13 protein-coding genes are annotated in these 18987 nt (G+C 37.5%); 12 read left to right on the top strand and 1 reads right to left on the bottom strand.

The genetic code is table 11. The features are described from left to right. Positions 1 to 76: 76 nt before the first annotated feature. The 12 genes from ACFIKJ_RS05715 to ACFIKJ_RS05660 all read left to right on the top strand — a co-directional run bounded on the left by ACFIKJ_RS05715 (position 77) and on the right by ACFIKJ_RS05660 (position 18128). Complete coding sequence (locus ACFIKJ_RS05715) at positions 77 to 1702, top strand: ABC transporter substrate-binding protein (protein ID WP_375670338.1); 1626 nt, start codon at positions 77 to 79, stop codon at positions 1700 to 1702. Between the two features lie 927 nt (positions 1703 to 2629). Next, entirely contained in the window at positions 2630 to 4261 is a 1632-nt protein-coding gene (locus ACFIKJ_RS05710; protein WP_375627252.1) for an ABC transporter substrate-binding protein, read from the top strand. An 830-nt stretch (positions 4262 to 5091) separates the two neighbouring features. Continuing rightward, entirely contained in the window at positions 5092 to 6723 is a 1632-nt protein-coding gene (locus ACFIKJ_RS05705; RefSeq protein ID WP_375653866.1) for an ABC transporter substrate-binding protein, read from the top strand. 401 nt (positions 6724 to 7124) lie between these two features. Next, the gene (xseA, locus tag ACFIKJ_RS05700; protein ID WP_375627254.1) at positions 7125 to 8555 is read left to right on the top strand and encodes an exodeoxyribonuclease VII large subunit; all 1431 of its coding nucleotides are present in this window, start codon (positions 7125 to 7127) and stop codon (positions 8553 to 8555) included. Then, a complete protein-coding gene (locus tag ACFIKJ_RS05695; protein ID WP_375627255.1) occupies positions 8533 to 9159 on the top strand; it encodes a DNA-3-methyladenine glycosylase I in 627 nt (208 codons plus the stop codon). The genes xseA and ACFIKJ_RS05695 overlap by 23 nt, the downstream gene beginning before the upstream one ends. A 925-nt stretch (positions 9160 to 10084) precedes the next feature. After that, positions 10085 to 10297, top strand: coding sequence for a hypothetical protein (locus ACFIKJ_RS05690; RefSeq protein WP_375648559.1), 213 nt, complete (start codon positions 10085 to 10087; stop codon positions 10295 to 10297). A gap of 474 nt (positions 10298 to 10771) precedes the next feature. Then, positions 10772 to 12397 (top strand): ABC transporter substrate-binding protein, encoded by a 1626-nt coding sequence (locus ACFIKJ_RS05685; RefSeq protein WP_375670337.1) that lies wholly within the window; start codon positions 10772 to 10774, stop codon positions 12395 to 12397. A gap of 365 nt (positions 12398 to 12762) precedes the next feature. Next, complete coding sequence (locus tag ACFIKJ_RS05680) at positions 12763 to 14364, top strand: ABC transporter substrate-binding protein (RefSeq protein WP_375627257.1); 1602 nt, start codon at positions 12763 to 12765, stop codon at positions 14362 to 14364. A 112-nt stretch (positions 14365 to 14476) separates the two neighbouring features. Then, positions 14477 to 15550 (top strand): ABC transporter permease, encoded by a 1074-nt coding sequence (locus ACFIKJ_RS05675; protein ID WP_375670336.1) that lies wholly within the window; start codon positions 14477 to 14479, stop codon positions 15548 to 15550. Positions 15551 to 15552: 2 nt separating this feature from the next. Beyond that, positions 15553 to 16482, top strand: coding sequence for an ABC transporter permease (locus tag ACFIKJ_RS05670; RefSeq protein ID WP_375653873.1), 930 nt, complete (start codon positions 15553 to 15555; stop codon positions 16480 to 16482). After that, on the top strand, positions 16475 to 17359 hold the full coding sequence (locus ACFIKJ_RS05665) for an ABC transporter ATP-binding protein (protein WP_375653874.1): 885 nt from the start codon (positions 16475 to 16477) through the stop codon (positions 17357 to 17359). The genes ACFIKJ_RS05670 and ACFIKJ_RS05665 overlap by 8 nt, the downstream gene beginning before the upstream one ends. After that, on the top strand, positions 17346 to 18128 hold the full coding sequence (locus ACFIKJ_RS05660) for an ABC transporter ATP-binding protein (RefSeq protein WP_375653875.1): 783 nt from the start codon (positions 17346 to 17348) through the stop codon (positions 18126 to 18128). Before ACFIKJ_RS05665 ends, ACFIKJ_RS05660 begins: the two co-directional genes overlap by 14 nt. A gap of 595 nt (positions 18129 to 18723) precedes the next feature. Here the strand turns inward: ACFIKJ_RS05660 and ACFIKJ_RS05655 are convergent. After that, on the bottom strand, positions 18724 to 18987 hold a 264-nt coding region (locus tag ACFIKJ_RS05655), incomplete at its 5' end, for an autotransporter outer membrane beta-barrel domain-containing protein (RefSeq protein WP_375653877.1).

The following is an 18987-nucleotide window of genomic DNA, read 5'->3' as shown; positions in this document are numbered from 1 at the left end:
GTTTGTCTGATTTTATTATTTTGCGCATTCTTGTTGCGTGGGGAATTTATACAATAAACTTTAAAAGGAAAAGTCTATGAACTTAAAAAGAAAGATATTGAAAAGTAGCAGCTCTATTGTTGCTGCTCTTATGGCACTGGGAGTAGTTGTACAACAGGTTTCAGCAAAAACACCGGCTGATACCCTTGTGATGGCTTGGAATCTGGATGCAATCAGTACGTTTGATCCTGCGCAGCTCAATGATGTTTATGGAAGTGAAATTGTTCGCAATGTTTGTGATAACTTAGTCAGTACTGCGACAGATGATCCTGCTAAAATGGTTCCTGCTTTAGCAACGCATTGGGATGTTTCAGGCGATGATCACAGTACGGTGATTACTTTTCATTTGCGTGATGGTTTGAAGTTTAATAATGGCAAACCAGCTAATGCCAATGATCTTGTTTGGGGGATGAAGCGGATTGTCAAATTGAAGATGGGTAATGCGGCAATTTTTAATGAATATGGAATTACAGAACAAAATGTTGATGATGCTTTGCAAGCTGTTGATGAGAAAACAGTGGTGATGAAATTTGATAAGCCTTATCCAGCAGAGCTCATTCTGAATAATATTGTTGCAAGTCCTGCAACAGCTTTGCTTGATCGTAAGACGATTATGAAGCATGAAAAAAACGGTGATCTGGGAAATCAGTATTTGAAAACTCATGCTGCTTGCGTTGGCCCTTATCATTTAAAAAGTTGGCGCCCTGGAGAAGCGATTTTGTTACTTGCAAGCTCTCACTATTGGGGACAAGCACCTAAACTAAAGCAGATTTTAATTCGCCATGTTGCGGAGCCCGGAACACAGCGCTTGTTATTGCAAAAACATGATATTGATGTTGCTCGTAATTTGACACCTGAAGATCTTGCAGATTTGCAAAAAACAACAGATGTTAAAATCAAAGAAGTGTTAGAACCATCCATGATGTATTGGGGTTTCAATACGACGAATCCCATTTTTGCTAAGGAAAAAGTGCGCTTGGCGATGCGTTATCTTATAGATTATGAAGGTTTTGGCAAGAAGCTTCTCAAAGGGATTGGTATCCCACGGGCAAGTTTTATTCCTCTTGGCAATCTTGGGGCTTTGGATGAAAAAGAAGGGCAACCCTTTAAGCTTGATATTCAAAAAGCCAAACAGCTTTTAGCAGAGGCTGGTTATCCGAACGGATTTGAGGCAAATTTTCTCGTATCAAACACTCCTTATACTTTATTACTTGCTCAGTCACTCCAAGATAGTGCTGCGCAGGCGGGTGTGCGTCTTAAAATTGAACGATTGGCAGGTACACAGTTGTTTTCCAAACTTTATGCTCGAGCTTTTGATACAATTTTTGTCGGATGGAATAATGATTCTGCGGATCCTCATACAATGGCTTCACGTCTTGTTTATAATCCAGATAATCGGTTTGAGGCAAAAAATACAGCTTATCCTAGTTGGCAGCATGGGTATTTTGATGCCAAGATGAATCAAAAAGTTGAAGATGCGTTGTTTCAAAAAGATCCGCAAAAACGGGTGCAAATATATGCTGATTTACAACGTGAACTTATGCAAAAAGGACCTTATGCGTTTATCTATCAGAAATACGGCGTCGTCGCGATGACACCGGATGTCAAAAAGTGGGTTTGGAATAGTGCACCGCATATTTTTTATAGTAAAATTGAAAAATAAGCGTGTCTTCAATGCTGTTCAATAGATGAAGGACATTGTCATGATATATTCGGCGTATTGTATAAATTTTCAAGCTTTGCAATACGTCGAAGATTATAGGTAATGCGTGATATACTGTTGAATGTCTTTTTAAGACATTCGTTTAAAGGGATTTTTCATTCTCATTAGAGGTGTATTGGTGTGGATGTTAAGATTGAATATTTCAATTTCTCTGAATTGAAAAGTCATCAATTTATTTGTTAAAAGACTGAGTGTAACATAAAAAAACTAAGTGTAACAAATGTCGTGGAATTTAGTAGTGTTAAAGGTGTAAAGGTTTTTCGATGTTGAAGGAAAGTTTTGGTATGGGTGGGTACACAAGGGATTCAGTTTTTTATGGTGTTCATATTTTCTTTTGCTTTGAAAGATGATGAGATACCAATTGGAGGGTCTTATTTTACGGGGAGTGATGAAAAAAAACAAATTTCCTTTTGAAAAAGGAATAAAAGTCGTTGCACTTGGCAAACTAACGAATTTTCCTGTTTTATCAAATCGTCAAATTATTATGAAAGCTCTTTGTTATTAAGGTACGTGAGCCGAAAGGGCTAGTGCTTTGATGGTATACAAAACGCTGGAAGAAATAAAAGAGACAAGCTTGCTTAACAAGATAGAGAAAAAATATTGGTTTTATAGTCTTCAATAGTAGGCGTTATGATATCGTGAATAAGCTCTGTTGTTGGTGAGTGTTCATTATATACCAGAGTGTTTTCCTTTGTATGTTTTGGTTTGGCTTACAAGTGTAGGCAGGAGGAGTCATTGGCAAGAGGTGCTTGTTCTTAAATATTTTAAAGCTTGGTCTTTAGGAGCCTATAGTTCGTCTAAACTTAATTATTAAGCACGTTTTGCTGCATAGGGAATTTATACAATAAACGTTAAAAGGAAAAGTCTATGAACGTGAAAAGAAAAATATTGAAAAAGAGCTGTTCTTTTGTTTCTGCTGTTCTTGCAATGGGGATGTTTGTGCAACAAGTTTCAGCAAAAACACCTACCGATACGCTTGTGATGGCTTGGAATCTGGATCCAATAAGTACATTTGACCCTGCACAACTCAATGACCGTTATGGAATTGAAGTGGTTAACAATATTTGTGATAATTTGGTCGTTTCTGCTACAGATGATGCAGCTAAAATGGTTCCTTCTTTGGCAAAGAGTTGGGATGTTTTAAGTGATGACCAGAGTACGGTGATTACTTTTCATTTGCGTGATGGTTTAAAGTTTAACGATGGTAGATCAGCCAATGCCAATGATCTTGTTTGGGGTATGAAGCGGGTTGTGAAATTGAAATTGTCTAATGCGGCAACATTTAATGAATATGGGATTACAGAACAAAACGTTGATGAGGCTTTTCAAGCACCGGACGACAAAACGGTGGTGATGAAATTTGATAAACCTTATCCTGCAGAGCTCATTCTTAGCAATATTTCCACTAATCGCACTGCTGCCTTGCTGGATCGTGAGACACTCATGAAAAACGAACAAGATGGCGATATGGGAAACCGGTATTTGGCAAGTCATTCTGCTTGTGTTGGTCCTTATCAGTTAGAGAGTTGGCGTCCTGGAGAAGCTCTTTTATTGCGTGCAAGCTCCAATTATTGGGGGGAAGCGCCTAAACTGAAGAAGATTTTAATTCGCCATGTTGCGGAGCCTGGAACGCAACGTTTATTATTGGAAAAACACGATATCGATGTTGCACGTAATCTGATGCCAGAGGATTTGGCAGATCTCCAAGCAACAACGGATATTAAGGTTGAAAAAGTGTTGGCGCCCTCCATGATTATATGGGGTTTTAATACGACGAACCCTATTTTTGCTAAGGAAAAAGTGCGTTTAGCGATGCGCTATCTTATTGATTATGAAGGACTCAGTAAGACCCTTCTCAAAGATGTTGGTATTCCCCGTGCAAGTTTTATTCCTCTTGGTAATCTTGGGGCTTTAGATGAAAAAGAAGGACAACCCTTTAAACTTGATCTCCAAAAAGCAAAGGAACTTTTAACAGAGGCAGGTTATCCGGATGGTTTTGAGGCCAATATTTTTGCAGGGGCATCTCCTTATCCTTTTGCTTTACCTATTGCTCAGTCCCTTCAAGACAACGCAAAAAAGGTTGGGGTACATTTTAAAATTGAACGTTTTGTAGGTACGCAGTTGTTTTCAAAATTTTATGCGCGTGGTTTTGATACGATTTTTTTCGGATGGAATAATGGCTCTGCGGACCCCCATACAATGGCTTCACGTCTTATTTACAATCCAGATAATCGGTTTGAGGCAAAAAATACGGGCTACGCTAGTTGGTGCCATGGGTATTTTGATAAAAGTATGAATCAAAAGGTTAAGGATGCGTTGTTTGAAAAAGATCCCCAAAAACGGGTGCAAATGTATGCTGATTTGCAACGTGAATTTATGCAGAAAGGACCCTATGCTTTTATTTATCAGACATATGTTTCTGTAGCGATGACACCTGATGTCAAAAAGTGGGTTTGGAATAGTGCACCACGTATTTTTTATAGTGCAATTGAAAAATAAGAAGGTATCAGGTTTATAAAATATAAAAAACATGATCATGATATATTTGACGTATTGCAAAGTTCTTAAATGTTTTGCAATACGTTGAAGATTGTGAATAATAGAGGATATATTGCTGAGTGTCTTTGCAAGATTTCTATTAAGGGATCTTTCATTCTCATTAAAGATGTGCTTGCTTGGATGTTTAAACTTAATATTTCAACTTCCATGAATTGAAAAGAGATCAATTCATTTGCTGAAAAAATTAGTACAACAAATGTTGTGGTATTTAGCATTGTTAAAGGAGCAAAGACTTTGCAATGTTGAAGAAGAGTTTTGGTGTGGAGGCAAAGAGGAATATCAGTTTTTTATGATGCCTATGTTATGTTTCCTTTTGTTTTGAAAGATAACACTCCGCAATTGGGGTATTATTTTATGGGGAGTGATGAAAAAATTCAAATTTTCTCTTGAGAAGGAGGGTAAATGATCAATTTCAGCAAATTACAATTCATTCAAAATCATCAAAATATCAAATTTTTATTGAGGCTCTTGAAGTAACCGGACGTGGTGTTTTCGCGACACTTTTTAGAAAATCAAAAAAGAAATTTGAAGCAAAAGGTCTGATTGATAAAGCAAAAGGAAACTTTGCCTGATATGTCCCAAATTGTAAGCACTGTGATATCTCCAACAGATGCTGTTATGCCTAATACCTTCGTTTTATATCAGATCGTTTTCTGTTGAGTTTTTAATTTTATTTCGAGGAGGTATGTTTTCTAAGTCTAATCTTATTATTTCTTGCACGTTATTGTTGCATGGAGAACTTATACAATAAATTTTAAAAGGAAAAGTCTATGAACTTGAAAGGAAAAATATTGAAAGGGAGCAGTGCTTTTGTTTCTGCTGTTATTGCACTGGGGATTTTGGTGCAACAAGTTTCAGCAAAAACACCTGCCGATACGCTTGTGATGGCTTGGAATCTTGATTCAATAAGTACATTTGATCCCGCACAAATTAATGACCGTTATGGTAACGAAGTTCTTGTCAATGTTTGTGATAATTTAGTTGAACCAGCTAAAGATGACGCAGCTAAACTTGTTCCCTCTTTGGCGAAGAGTTGGGATGTTTTAAGTGATGATCAGCGTACGGTGATTACTTTTCATTTGCGTGATGGTTTGAAGTTCAATGATGGTCGTCCTGCGAATGCCAATGATCTAATTTGGAGCATGAAGCGGGTTGTTAAATTGAAGATGGCTACTGCGGCGACATTTAATGAATATGGTATCACAGAACAGAATGTTGATGAGGCTTTTCAAGCACCGGATGAGAAAACGGTGGTGATGAAATTTGATAAACCTTATCCAGCAGAGCTTATTCTTAGCCATTTTGCCACTAGTCGTACTCTTGCTTTGCTTGATCGTGAGACACTCATGAAACACGAAAAAAATGGTGATATGGGAAACCGGTATTTGGCAAGCCATTCTGCTTGTGTTGGTCCTTATCAGTTAGAGAGTTGGCGCCCTGGAGAAGGGATTTTATTGCGTGCAAGCTCCAATTATTGGGGTGAGGCGCCTAAATTGAAGAAGATTTTAATTCGCCATGTCGCGGAGCCTGGAACGCAACGTTTATTATTGGAAAAACACGATATCGATGTTGCACGTAATCTGATGCCAGAGGATTTGGCAGATCTCCAAGCAACAACGGATATTAAAGTTGAAAGAGTGTTAGAGCCATCCGTGATCATATGGGGGTTCAATGTGACAAATCCTATTTTTGCCAATGAAAAAGTGCGTTTAGCGATGCGCTATCTTATTGACTATGAAGGACTCGGTAAGACTCTTCTCAAAGATGTTGGTGTTCCCCGTGCAAGTTTTATTCCTCTTGGTAATCTTGGGGCTTTGGATGAAAAAGAAGGACAACCCTTTAAACTTGATCTCCAAAAAGCAAAGGAACTTTTAACGGAAGCAGGTTATCCAGATGGTTTTGAGGCCAATATTTTTGCAGGGGCATCTCCTTATCCTTTTGCTTTGCCAATTGCTCAGTCCCTTCAAGACAATGCAAAAAAGGTTGGGGTGCGTTTTAAAATTGAACGTTTTGTAGGTACGCAGTTGTTTTCAAAATTTTATGCACGTACTTTTGATACGATTTTTTTCGGATGGAATAATGATTCTGCGGATCCTCATACAATGGCTTCACGCCTTATTTACAATCCTGATAACCGGCTTGAGGCTAAAAATACAGGCTATGCGAGTTGGTGCCATGGGTATTTGGATGAAACTATGAATCAAAAGGTTCAAGATGCGTTGTTTGAAAAAGATCCCAAAAAACGGGCGCAAATGTACGCTGATTTGCAACGTGAATTTATGCAGAAAGGACCCTATGCTTTTATCTATCAGACGTATCATACTGTAGCTATGACACCTGATGTTAAAAAATGGGTTTGGAATAGTGCACCACGTATTTTTTATAGTGCAATTGAAAAATAAGAAGGTATCAGGTTTATAAAATATAAAAAACATGATCATGATATATTTGATGTATTGCAAAGCTCTTTAACACTTTGCAATACGTTGAATTTTATCGGGAATGGATTACTATGTTGTGTAGAGAATTTTATTTCAGGAATTCTTATGAAAGATGTGTTTGTGTGGATGTTAAGATTGAATATTTTAACTTCTATTGATACAGCTTTCGGATGGAATAATAACTCTGGAGATCCCCATACAACGGCTCCAAGCTTTTTTATAACTCGGATAATCGGTTTGAAATTCGAAATATAAGCTGTTCTAGCCGGTGTTATGGATATTTTGATGAAGCTATAAATAAAAATTTTAAAGATTGTGTTGTTTCAAAAAGATTTACAGAAACGGGCGTAAAGAATTGAAAAATGGTAAGTTTGTTTAGTGAAAAAACAGGTGTAACAAATGTGGCAGAATTTACTGTTTCCGAAATAGCAGGAGCTCTAAAGCGTGTTGTTGAAGAAAAGTTTGGTTATGTACGGGTGCGTGGGGAGATATCAGGTTACCGTGGTACTCATGCTTCAGGACATGCTTATTTTGCTTTAAAGGATGATAAGGCACGGTTGGAAGCTGTTATTTGGCGTGGAGTGATGGAAAAGCTCAAATTTCCTCCTGAAGAAGGGATGGAAGTGGTTGCTGTTGGTAAACTTACAACTTATCCAGGGTCATCGAAATATCAAATTGTCATTGAGGCTCTTGAACCAACGGGGGTTGGTGCTTTGATGACACTTCTTGAAAATCGTAAGAAAAAGTTTGTGGAAGAAGGCTTATTTGATGAAGCAAAGAAAAAACCTTTGCCTTATATGCCTCGAATTATAGGCGTTGTAACATCACCAACAGGTGCTGTTATTCGTGATATTATTCATCGTATATCCGACCGTTTTCCGTTACATATTTTGGTTTGGCCTGTACGTGTTCAGGGGGAAACAAGTGGGAGAGAGGTAGCTGTTGCTGTTGAAGGTTTTAATGCTCTTGCTCCAGGAGGACTTATTCCAAAACCTGATCTTATTATTGTTGCACGGGGAGGGGGAAGTTTAGAAGATTTGTGGGGGTTTAATGACGAAGCTGTTGTTCGTGCTGTTTATGCCTCTGCTCTTCCCGTTATTTCTGCTGTTGGGCATGAAACGGACTGGACTTTAATTGATTATGTCGCTGATTGGCGTGCTCCAACTCCTACAGGAGCTGCAGAAAAGGCTGTTCCCGTTAAGCTTGATCTTGAAGTGTGTGTTGCGTCTCTTGGGGCACGTTTGCGCAAGGGACTTGTACGTTCTTTTGATTTTCATCAACAAAAGTTGCGTGCAGTCAGACGTGGTCTTCCCACTGTCGACCAACTTTTCGCTCTACCACGGCGTGGTTTTGATGAAATTTCAAATCGATTACAGCGTGCTCTTTGTGTAAGCTACGATAAAAAACGTTTTTCTTTTCATACTCTTCGTTTACGTCTTTCGTTACGTTTGTTAAATAATGAAAAAGCACACCGCAATACAAAAGAATATACGGCGCGCCTTCATCGTGCTTTTGTGCGTAGTGTGGAAAAAAAACGTGCCCGAATGGAGCTTGCATTTAGGCTTTTAAAAAGCACTTCTTATCAGAATATTTTGGAGCGCGGCTTTGTTTTGGTTTTGGGGAAAGAGAATAAGCCCATTAAACGCTTGGCTCAGTTTCCTGAAACGGGGCACATAAATTTACGCTTTTTTGATGGTGATATCAATGTTGCAACACAAGAATCTGTTTCCGCTAAACGCTCAAAACACAAGCCGATAAAGTCGCCAAGCGATGATCAAGGAACTCTCTTTTAATACGGTTAATGCCATGCTTGCGGAAGGTCTTCTTAAGGGAGCGGATGGAAAAGTTCGTTGTGCATGGGCTGGAACGGATCCACTTTATTGTGCTTATCATGATAACGAATGGGGAAAACCTGTTTTTGAAGATACCTGTTTGTTTGAAAAAATTTCTCTTGAAGGTTTCCAAGCGGGGCTTTCTTGGTTTACAATTTTAAAAAAACGCTCTTTTTTTCGCATTGCATTTGATCACTTTGACTTTAAAAAGATTGCTCATTATGATGAGCTAAAGGTGAAAATGTTAATGCAGAATAAAGACATTGTTCGCCATCAAGGAAAAATTCAATCAGTGCTTAATAATGCACTTAGAGCACAAGAAATTATAACAGAGTGGGGGAGCTTGTCTCGCTATTTTTGGTCTTTTCAGCCACCACAATCAGAGCGTTATGAAAAGATAGACTTTCAAACACTGTCGGCTCATCCCACAACCCCTGCTTCTCTTCGTCTTTCTCAAGACTTGAAGAAACGTGGCTGGACATTTATTGGTCCCATAATTTGTTATGCTTTTATGCAGTCCGTAGGGATCGTTAATGATCATCTTGAAGGATGTTTTTGTCGATAAATTGGCCAACGTTCTTTTGTATGAGTAATGATCAATAGGGTAATAATTAAATTGTTTAATAAATGTATAGATTATACAACTCCATTGTATAAGATAATTGAACTATACAATATCAATGATTTCCTACTGTTGTTGGCACTCAAAACGATAAAGGTATAATTTTGAAGATGAAAAAAACAGATGCAAAAAGGAGTGATATCTTAACTGTCATGTATCTGAAGTGAGATAATGGTAACGTCTTGTATGTTTTAAAGAAACATCTAGTGTACCAAAGCCCATTTTGCGACGCAGCTCATGAATGGTATAACAGTCAATCCATTGTGCACTCTATCTTTACACTTATGAAAGAGAAAATCAGCACCATCACACACTTTACTAGCTTTCAATGTTGTGCAACAGTTCTTGGCATTTGAAATGGTTCAGAAGAGATGTTTTTATTTCTGTTAATGACATGACCGTTATAATAAGTAATGAATATTTTATTCGTGTTTATTGACGAATGCAAAGTGGTTTTTAGAGGGGGGATGTTGTTGCATTGTTATATTTTACTTTGGTTGTATGACTGTTGGTTTATTTATGTGTAGGTCAATTGCTCAGTACTTACCTAGGGAATAAAAATAAAATGCAGTGATGAAAAATTGAAGTTAAATGACTTAAGCTGCTTGTGTTGGGTTTTATTATCTGATAGTTTTCTTCTATTAGAGAGTGATTTTGCCGCGTGTGCTCTCCAATTTTTAGGAAAATGATTAAGCTCACGCAGGCTTGTATCCACTACATTACTTAGTTGAAGCTCTGTATGTTTCTGCTGGAAACAAGAGTTTTGTTGCAGTGTGTTGTTTTCTGTTCTATTTTTATCGTGGTAAAGCAGTGATGCACACTAAAGTTTAGAAGGGTCTATATTCATTATGTCTTTGGGGGTAGTCTAATGAATTTTGTTTTTATCAATGGAGAAGTGCATTTTAGTGTGTATTCTTTTATTGCAATCTTTATCTCTCAAAAGACAAAGCTTGCAAGGGGTGATTCTTCTCATTATTCCTTTATTTTTGTTAACGTGTTTGGTTTTGTTGGTAAAAACGTAAAACTTTTGACACTTGGTTTTCAAAAGATTAAGCAGATTTTTGTGGGGGTAGAGTTTTAGAAAAGATCTTTTCTTATGTCTTTCTGCTGTTTTAGTGCAGTTTTGATCATGTAGTAAAGATGTGCCGCATCTTGAAATTGAGTGTTTGAGGAGAATGACAATTTTTGAAGTTTGCGTATTTTATTTTAAATACCGCCTAAAGTAATAGAGTGGTGAATTCATAAATTTTTGCGCAATGATTTTTTTTTAAAGCTTACCATTTTGGAGGCTAAAAGGCTTATCCTTTTGATGATTAATGGGGCTGGTATACGGCGTTATCGCATGCAAAGAAAGGTTATGAAAGAATGTGATACTGGTTAGCAAAACATATATTGCATGTTCGCTATGGTTTGATTGAGATGTAGTCAATGAATTTATAAAGTAGATGACTCTGTATAGGCGATTAGAATGTATTTGTTCAATGTGTATAATTATAAATTTGCCATGTTATTTCAGCGTCATTAATTAATAAAAAATAAATAAAGGGAAACGTTTATGAACTTGAAGAAAATAATATTGAAAAGTAGCAGCTCTATTGTTGCTGCTCTTATGGCACTGGGAGTAGTTGTACAACAGGTTTCAGCAAAAACACCGGCTGATACCCTTGTGATGGCTTGGAATCTGGATGCAATCAGTACGTTTGATCCTGCGCAGCTCAATGATGTTTATGCAAGTGAAATTATTGGAAATGTTTGTGATAATTTGGTCAGTACTGCGACAGATGATCCAACGAAAATAGTTCCGTCTTTAGCAACGCATTGGGATGTTTCAGGTGATGATCATACTACAGTGCTTACTTTTCATTTGCGTGATGGTTTAAAGTTTAACGATGGTAGATCAGCCAATGCCAATGATCTTGTTTGGGGGATGAAGCGGATTGTTAAATTGCAGATGGCTAATGCAGCAATTTTTAATGAATATGGAATTACAGAACAAAATGTTGATGATGCTTTGCAAGCTGTTGATGAGAAAACAGTGGTGATGAAATTTGATAAGCCTTATCCAGCAGAGCTCATTCTGAATAATATTGTTGCAAGTCCTGCAACAGCTTTGCTTGATCGTAAGACGATTATGAAGCATGAAAAAAACGGTGATCTGGGAAATCAGTATTTGAAAACTCATGCTGCTTGCGTTGGCCCTTATCATTTAAAAAGTTGGCGCCCTGGAGAAGCGATTTTGTTACTTGCAAGCTCTCACTATTGGGGACAAGCACCTAAACTAAAGCAGATTTTAATTCGCCATGTTGCGGAGCCCGGAACACAGCGCTTGTTATTGCAAAAACATGATATTGATGTTGCTCGTAATTTGACACCTGAAGATCTTGCAGATCTGCAAAAAACAACAGATGTTAAAGTTGAAAAAGTGTTGGTGCCAACCATGATGTATTGGGGATTCAATACGACGAATCCCATTTTTGCTAAGGAAAAAGTGCGCTTGGCGATGCGTTATCTTATAGATTATGAAGGTCTTGGCGAGAAACTTCTCAAAGGGATTGGTATCCCACGGGCAAGTTTTATTCCTCTTGGCAATTTTGGGGCTTTAGATGAAAAAGAAGGACAACCCTTTAAGCTTGATATTCAAAAAGCCAAGCAACTTTTAGCAGAGGCTGGTTATCCGAACGGATTTGAGGCAAATTTTCTCGTGTCAAACACTCCTTATACTTTATTACTTGCTCAGTCACTTCAAGATAGTGCTGCGCAGGCGGGTGTGCGTCTTAAAATTGAACGTGTGGCAGGTACACAGTTGTTTTCAAAAGTGAATGCACGGGCTTTTGATACGGCTTTTGTCGGATGGAATAATGATTCTGCGGATCCTCATACAATGGCTTCACGTCTTGTTTATAATCCAGATAATCGGTTTGAGGCTAGAAACACTGCCTATCCTAGTTGGAAGCATGGATATTTTGATGCCAAGATGAATCAAAAAGTTGAAGATGCGTTGTTTCAAAAAGATCCGCAAAAACGGGCGCAAATATATGCTGATTTACAACGTGAACTTATGCAAAAAGGACCTTATGCGTTTATTTACCAGCAATATAGCGTTATAGCGATGACACCGGATGTCAAAAAATGGGTTTGGAATAGTGCACCGCGTATTTTTTATAGTAAAATTGAAAAATAAGAGTGTCTTTTCGTGTTGTCAAAGGTAAAAGCAGTTTGATCATAATAGCATGATGAAAATATTTTTTCACATAAAAGTCCTTCAGTTTTTTAAGGAAGAAACTGTGAGGGGTATTTGTGCTGTATATGGTGGAGGTCGTTTATTAAGGAGGGATGAATATAGAAAGTTATATTGGAGAAGATCTTTGTTTGTGGCTACAGATTCTATGCATCCTGAATGCAGATTGATATATGAGAGAATTATTTTATAGATGCTTAGTTTGATTAAATGAAGTTGATGTTTGATACTATGCTGTTTAAAAGATGAAAGAGCAAAATCACAACGACTATGTGTGAAAAAGGCACAAGAATATAATGGGGAAAAAAATGTTGAAAAAATTTTCTGTTTTATTAGGCATAACAGCTTTTTTAAATGGGGCTATAGCATCAGCATTTAGTGCTTCATCTAAAGATATATTGGTGATGGCATGGAATATTGATTCAATGAGTAGTTTTGACCCAGCGCAAACTGTTGAAGTTGTGACGAGTGAGTTATTGACGAATATTTGTAGCGCGTTAGTGCAATATGATGAGCATGATCCTACAAAAATTCGCCCTGCTATGGCAAAATCTTGGGATGTTTTAGATAATGGCAAAAGAATAGTTTTTCATCTTCGTGATGATTTAAAGTTTAATGATGGAAGAACAGCAACGGCGCAAGATTTGGTATGGTCGATGCGGCGGATTATTAAATTAGGATTGAGCTATGCCCAATCTTTAATGGATTATGGGTTTACTAAAAACAATGTTGAAACAAATATTCAGGCTCTTGATGATAAGACTTTGCAATTAAAATTAGATAAACCCTATCCTATTCAGCTCATATTGACTGTTATTGGACAATCTTATGCTTCTGCTTTGCTTGATCGGAAAACAATTGAAGCGCAGAGTATTAACGGTGATATGGGGAATAAATATTTAGCAACACATTCGGCTTGTGTTGGACCTTATAAATTGGTGAGCTGGTCTCCAGGAGATAAAGTTGTATTAGAGGCTACACAGCATTATTGGGGCGATGTGCCTAAAATTAAGAAGATTGTTGTGCAGCACGTAGCAGATTCATCAAGTCAAAGACTTCTTTTGGAAAAAGGTGATGTGGATATAGCGCGTGATCTTTCTTCAGAGGATATTTTAGATCTTGAAAAAAAGGGAGGCCTAGTCAAAATTAGTCGTGTTTTGCGCCCCCAGATTATTTATCTATCATTAAATAATAAGAATGCAATTTTTGCAAACGAAAAGGTCAGATTGGCACTTCGTTATTTGGTTGATTATGAAGGTCTTGGAAAAACTGTTTTGAAGGGGATTGCTATTCCGCGGGCAACTTATATGTCCTTGGGTGTTCCTGGTGCTTTGGATGAAAAAGAAGGGCTGCCTTTTAAGTTGGATTTGAAAAAAGCAAAACAGTTGATTACTGAGGCTGGTTATCCGAACGGTTTTAAAGCTAATCTTTTAGTTGGAAGCCTTAGTTATATGTCGTCTGTTGCACAGTCTATTCAAGCTAATGCACGTAAAATTGGTGTTGAGCTGACAATTGAAAAAATGGCACAAAATCAATTGTTGAGCCGTGTACGTGGTGGAAATTACGATACTGCTATTATGGGGTGGGGGAGTGCCGATCCTGATGGACATCCTGCCTCATTAAATCACGTGTTTAATCCTGATCCAACATTTACAAAAAAGCACAATATGTATTTGGCTTGGCGCGCTGGGTATTATGATGAAAATATTAATAACATGGTGATGGATGCTTTGTTTGAGAAAGACCCCAATAAGCGTATCATGCAATATCGTACTTTACAGCATTATGTGCTAGAGCATGGTCCTATGGTTTATTTATTTCAGACATATTATACCGTTGGTATGGGACCTGATGTCAAAAAATGGATTTGGAACAGTTATAGACTTTATTACAATGAAGCAGAAAAATAAAAAGAAGCATGTTATAGAGAAGGATTGTAGAACATGCTTAATAAGAGGTTGTTTTGTTATATAAAAAAAGGTATTTGCTTTATGTTTTGTCGCTACAGAGGGGATTTTTATAATGGTTTTGCCACTTTCAGAGACTGAAAGAGCTGTATCAGAAAAGCAGAAAAGATTATTTTTATGGGATTTTTTATGCAAAGGATTGAAACTTCTTATTTCAGTTTTTATCACATTGCTTGGGTTGGTGACGATCACTTTTTTTCTTGGTCATCTTCTTCCTCTAGATCCAGTTCTGTCTATTCTTGGTGATAATATCAGTCAGGAAGCTTATGATGCAATGTATTATAAGCTTGGTCTTGATAAGCCGTTGATTGTTCAATATTGGAAGTATCTTCATAATGTATTTTTATTTGACTTTGGAGATGCTTTAACTTCTGGGCGTCCTGTTCTAGCTGATATTATGCGTGTATTTCCTGCAACATTAGAGCTTGCAACCGTTGCTATTGTTATTGGCACAAGTCTTGGAATTCCATTTGGTGTTTTTGCAGCAATGTATCGCGATTCATTTATTGATTATGTTGTTCGTGTTTTTACACTTGTAAGTTATTCTACTCCAACGTTTTGGCTCGGTTTAATGGCTTTGTTAATATTTTACGCCAAGCTTGGCTGGGTTGGTGGTCCAGGACGTATTGATTTTCTTTATGAATATTCTTTCGAACCAAAAACAGGATTTTTCCTTTGGGATACTGCAAGCCAAGGACAATGGGAGGCTTTTGGTAATGTTTTTAGTCACATTATTATGCCTGCTTTGATCTTAGCTTTCGGTGCTATGGCTTATATTAGCCGTATGACTCGTGGGTTTATGATTGAGCAGCTTAATCAGGAATATATCATTACTGCACGTGTAAAGGGGTTATCGTGGGCGCGAACGGTATGGGGACATGCCTTTAAGAATGCTGCTGTTCAAATTATTACCGTTGTTGCGCTTTCTTATGCTTTTTTATTAGAAGGGGCTGTTTTAACGGAGACAGTTTTTGCTTGGCCTGGTTTTGGACATTACTTGACAAATGCTCTTTTAGCCGGAGATATGAATGCAGTTGTAGGATGTACTTTACTTGTAGGATTTATCTTTGTCGCCATTAATTTATTTTCTGATTTGCTTTATCGCATTTTTGATCCAAGGACACGTTGAATATGACAGTAAGTAATCATCATAAATCGCAATCATCATCTTTTTTTGGCGGTTGGTTAAACGACCCTGTTCCAAGCTCCATAATTCAGGCGAACATACAAAGAATTTATCACGCACTGGTTAAGTTTTTTCATAACTTTTCGGCTGTATTTGGTCTGCTTATTATTTGTATTATTATCATATGTGCATTTTTTGCTCCTTGGATTGCTACGCATGATTTTCTTAGCAATGATCTAGGGCATCGGTTGCAGCCACCCTCTATGGCGCATTATTTTGGAACGGATGAATTGGGACGTGACATTTTTAGTCGCCTTGTTTTTGGTTCTCGTATTACTCTTTATGTTGTTTTTCTTACAACAGTTATTGTAGGTCCAATAGGGCTTATTGTTGGAACTGTATCTGGTTATATGGGCGGATGGGTTGATACTGTGCTCATGCGCATTGTCGATATTTTTCTTGCTTTTCCAGGTTTGATTTTAGCTCTTGCATTTTCAGCTGCATTGGGACCAGGGATTGAAAATGCTTCTATTGCAATTTCAATTGCAGCATGGCCCCCAATTGCACGTTTAGCACGTGCTGAGACTTTGACAATACGTTCTTCTGATTATGTTTCTGTCGTTCGCTTGCAAGGGGCTTCTGCTTGGAGAATAATTTTGTTTCACGTTGCGCCCATGTGTATTCCTTCAGTGATTGTACGATTAACTTTGGATATGTCTGGAATTATTTTAACGGCTGCTGGTCTTGGTTTTTTAGGATTGGGAGCTCAACTCCCCAGTCCTGAATGGGGCGCGATGCTTTCTTCAGGGCGGGAATTTATGATGACAAATTGGTGGTTGGCGGCAATACCAGGCTGTGCGATATTATTTGCAAGTCTTGCTTTCAATCTTTTAGGTGATGGTCTTCGTGATGTATTGGATCCACGCAATGGGTAATAAATTATTAGAAGTAGAAGATTTACGTATTTCTTTTCCTACAACGCGCGGCATTTCAGAAGTTGTGCGTGGCGTTAGTTTTTCTGTTGGAAAAGAAAAAATTGGAATTGTTGGTGAATCGGGATCTGGAAAATCGATGACTGGGCGCGCAATACTAAGGTTGAGTCCAAAAGCAGCCATTGTTAAAGCTAAAAAAATGCGCTTTGAGGATGTTGATTTATTGACCGCAAGTGAACCTCAGATGCGAAAAATCCGTGGGAAGCGTATTTCAATGATTTTACAGGACCCAAAATATTCACTTAATCCATTAATACGGATTGGTGAGCAGATTATGGAGGCTTACCGTATTCATTATCGTGTTTCAAAAGCCGAAGCGCGGGAGCGCACCATATCTATGTTAGAATCTGTTCATATTCGTGATCCTGAACATGTGATGCGTCTCTTTCCTCATGAAATATCTGGGGGGATGGGGCAGCGCGTGATGATTGCAATGATGCTCATTCCGAAACCTGATTTAATTATTGCCGATGAACCAACATCTGCGCTTGATATTACGGTCAGACGACAAGTTTTATCCGTATTAGATGAACTTGTTACAAAGTCTGGAACGGGACTTATTTTCATTAGTCACGATTTAAATATGATTGCTGATTTTTGCGATCGTATTTTGGTGATGTATGCGGGCCGTGTGTTAGAAGAGTTGCCTGCTTCTGATTTGTCTCACGCTTGTCATCCTTATACAAAGGCTTTGCTGGCGAGTTTACCACGGCTTGATAATCCTGTTGATATTTTGGCTGTTCCTGAGCGTGATCCTGATTGGTTGTATAATCCTACGATTGTTAATGGTGTTGAGGAGGTTCCTCATGACAAATTGTGAGAATATTATTGATGTTTCTAATTTATCTGTAACTTTTGGTCATAGACATAAGGCAGTAACAGTTGTTAAAAATGTTAATTTTCATATTAAGCGTGGTGAAGCTTATGGTTTGATTGGTGAATCCGGATGTGGAAAATCAACAATTTTGAATACATTGGTGGGGCTTATTCCAGATTATAGTGGAAAGTTCCTTTTTGCTGGGCAAGAAGTCGAAAAGAAAAGAAGTAAGGATTTTTTACGCTGTATTCAAATGGTTTTTCAAGATCCTTATGCTTCTCTGCATCCAAGAAAAATGGTCCATACGGTTCTTTCTGAATCGCTCAAAATCCATGGGATGGATAATCAAAGAGAGCGGGTGGAGGATGCTTTAGATTCCGTTGGTTTAGATTCTTCATTTCTTTATCGTTATCCTCATGAGTTGTCTGGAGGACAGCGTCAGCGTATTGCTCTTGCACGTGCTTTAATTATCGAGCCAGAAGTTTTATTGCTTGATGAGCCAACATCTGCATTGGATGTATCGGTACAGGCTGAAATTTTAAACTTGTTGAAATCGTTGCGAGCGAGAAAAAAGCTTACTTATTTGATGGTATCCCATGATCTTGCTGTTGTTGCACATATTTGTGAACGTGTTGGAATTATGCATAAAGGGATTATTCTTGAAGAGCTTAGCAATGATGAATTGCGTAATTTACACGCGCAACACGATTATACAAAGGAGTTTTTTGAAGCAAGTATAGAGCCTATTGTCCATAGAGAGCAAAGAGTATGATCGATTTTCCAAAAGAAAAAATACATTTTTCTGTTTTAGGTTTCGAGAAGTATTTAGTATCTTTGTTGTAATAGAGAGTTTTTGTATTTTTTATAGTGTGAAATCTTATCGATATAATTTATTGAAAGAAATTTTAGCTCTCATATTTTTCACTTTATTAGGCGTACAACATTATGAGTCATCTGCATGACTCATAACGCGCATTATATATTTGTTGTACAGTTTGTTGACTATAAATTTATGTTTAGAAGGTTTCATTTTAGATGAGCATTAAGCTTGTAAGAAATAATAGGTGATTAATGATGCTATGTTTTCTAGGAAAATTTATTCTTTAGGGTATAGTTTAATTTTTATTTTTTTTGATTTGTTTACTCTTTTTTACAGTGTTACTCTTATTTATCCAAAAACGCTAAGTTTTATTTTTTAAAAAAGAAGAAGCTGTTATGAAAATTTTTCAATAGTACATGAGAATGATTCAACTATTTTTGTTTTTTCTATTCTTAAAGACAGATTTTATAAATAAAAAAGGCAGCATATTGCGCTGCCTTTTTGTTAAATTGAATAGAACGAATAAGCTATTTTTACAACCTTGCTTTTAAAACTGATAGCGTATGCCGCCTGAAAAACTTGCACCACTTATACCCGTTTTCTGAAGCTTTTGTTGATAGCTTACATCACCATGAAGGGAGAAATTGTGAGACAGTTGCGCATTGATGCCAATGCCGCCTTCAATTGCAGGCCCCATAGGATCAAGGTCAAAGTTTCTGCCAATCTGGATAGTGCCATCATCACCAAAGGTTTTGATCAAGTTTACTTTTCCATAGAAAGACATAGGACGGCTGTTTTCAGTGGAAATGGT

This window comes from Bartonella sp. PS7NMGDW, from assembly GCF_042193585.1.
GTDB lineage: Bacteria > Pseudomonadota > Alphaproteobacteria > Rhizobiales > Rhizobiaceae > Bartonella > Bartonella grahamii.
The sequence above is the reverse complement of the archived record's forward strand: the minus strand, read 5'-3'. Positions and strand labels throughout refer to the sequence as shown.

Coding starts and splice junctions, on each gene's coding strand:
- ACFIKJ_RS05670 (WP_375653873.1), top strand. CDS start 15,553: ATGACAGTAAGTAATCATCATAAATCGCAATCATCATCTTTTTTTGGC.
- ACFIKJ_RS05715 (WP_375670338.1), top strand. CDS start 77: ATGAACTTAAAAAGAAAGATATTGAAAAGTAGCAGCTCTATTGTTGCT.
- ACFIKJ_RS05710 (WP_375627252.1), top strand. CDS start 2,630: ATGAACGTGAAAAGAAAAATATTGAAAAAGAGCTGTTCTTTTGTTTCT.
- ACFIKJ_RS05660 (WP_375653875.1), top strand. CDS start 17,346: ATGACAAATTGTGAGAATATTATTGATGTTTCTAATTTATCTGTAACT.
- ACFIKJ_RS05675 (WP_375670336.1), top strand. CDS start 14,477: ATGGTTTTGCCACTTTCAGAGACTGAAAGAGCTGTATCAGAAAAGCAG.
- xseA (WP_375627254.1), top strand. CDS start 7,125: ATGGTAAGTTTGTTTAGTGAAAAAACAGGTGTAACAAATGTGGCAGAA.
- ACFIKJ_RS05680 (WP_375627257.1), top strand. CDS start 12,763: ATGTTGAAAAAATTTTCTGTTTTATTAGGCATAACAGCTTTTTTAAAT.
- ACFIKJ_RS05665 (WP_375653874.1), top strand. CDS start 16,475: ATGGGTAATAAATTATTAGAAGTAGAAGATTTACGTATTTCTTTTCCT.
- ACFIKJ_RS05695 (WP_375627255.1), top strand. CDS start 8,533: ATGATCAAGGAACTCTCTTTTAATACGGTTAATGCCATGCTTGCGGAA.
- ACFIKJ_RS05685 (WP_375670337.1), top strand. CDS start 10,772: ATGAACTTGAAGAAAATAATATTGAAAAGTAGCAGCTCTATTGTTGCT.
- ACFIKJ_RS05690 (WP_375648559.1), top strand. CDS start 10,085: ATGAATTTTGTTTTTATCAATGGAGAAGTGCATTTTAGTGTGTATTCT.
- ACFIKJ_RS05705 (WP_375653866.1), top strand. CDS start 5,092: ATGAACTTGAAAGGAAAAATATTGAAAGGGAGCAGTGCTTTTGTTTCT.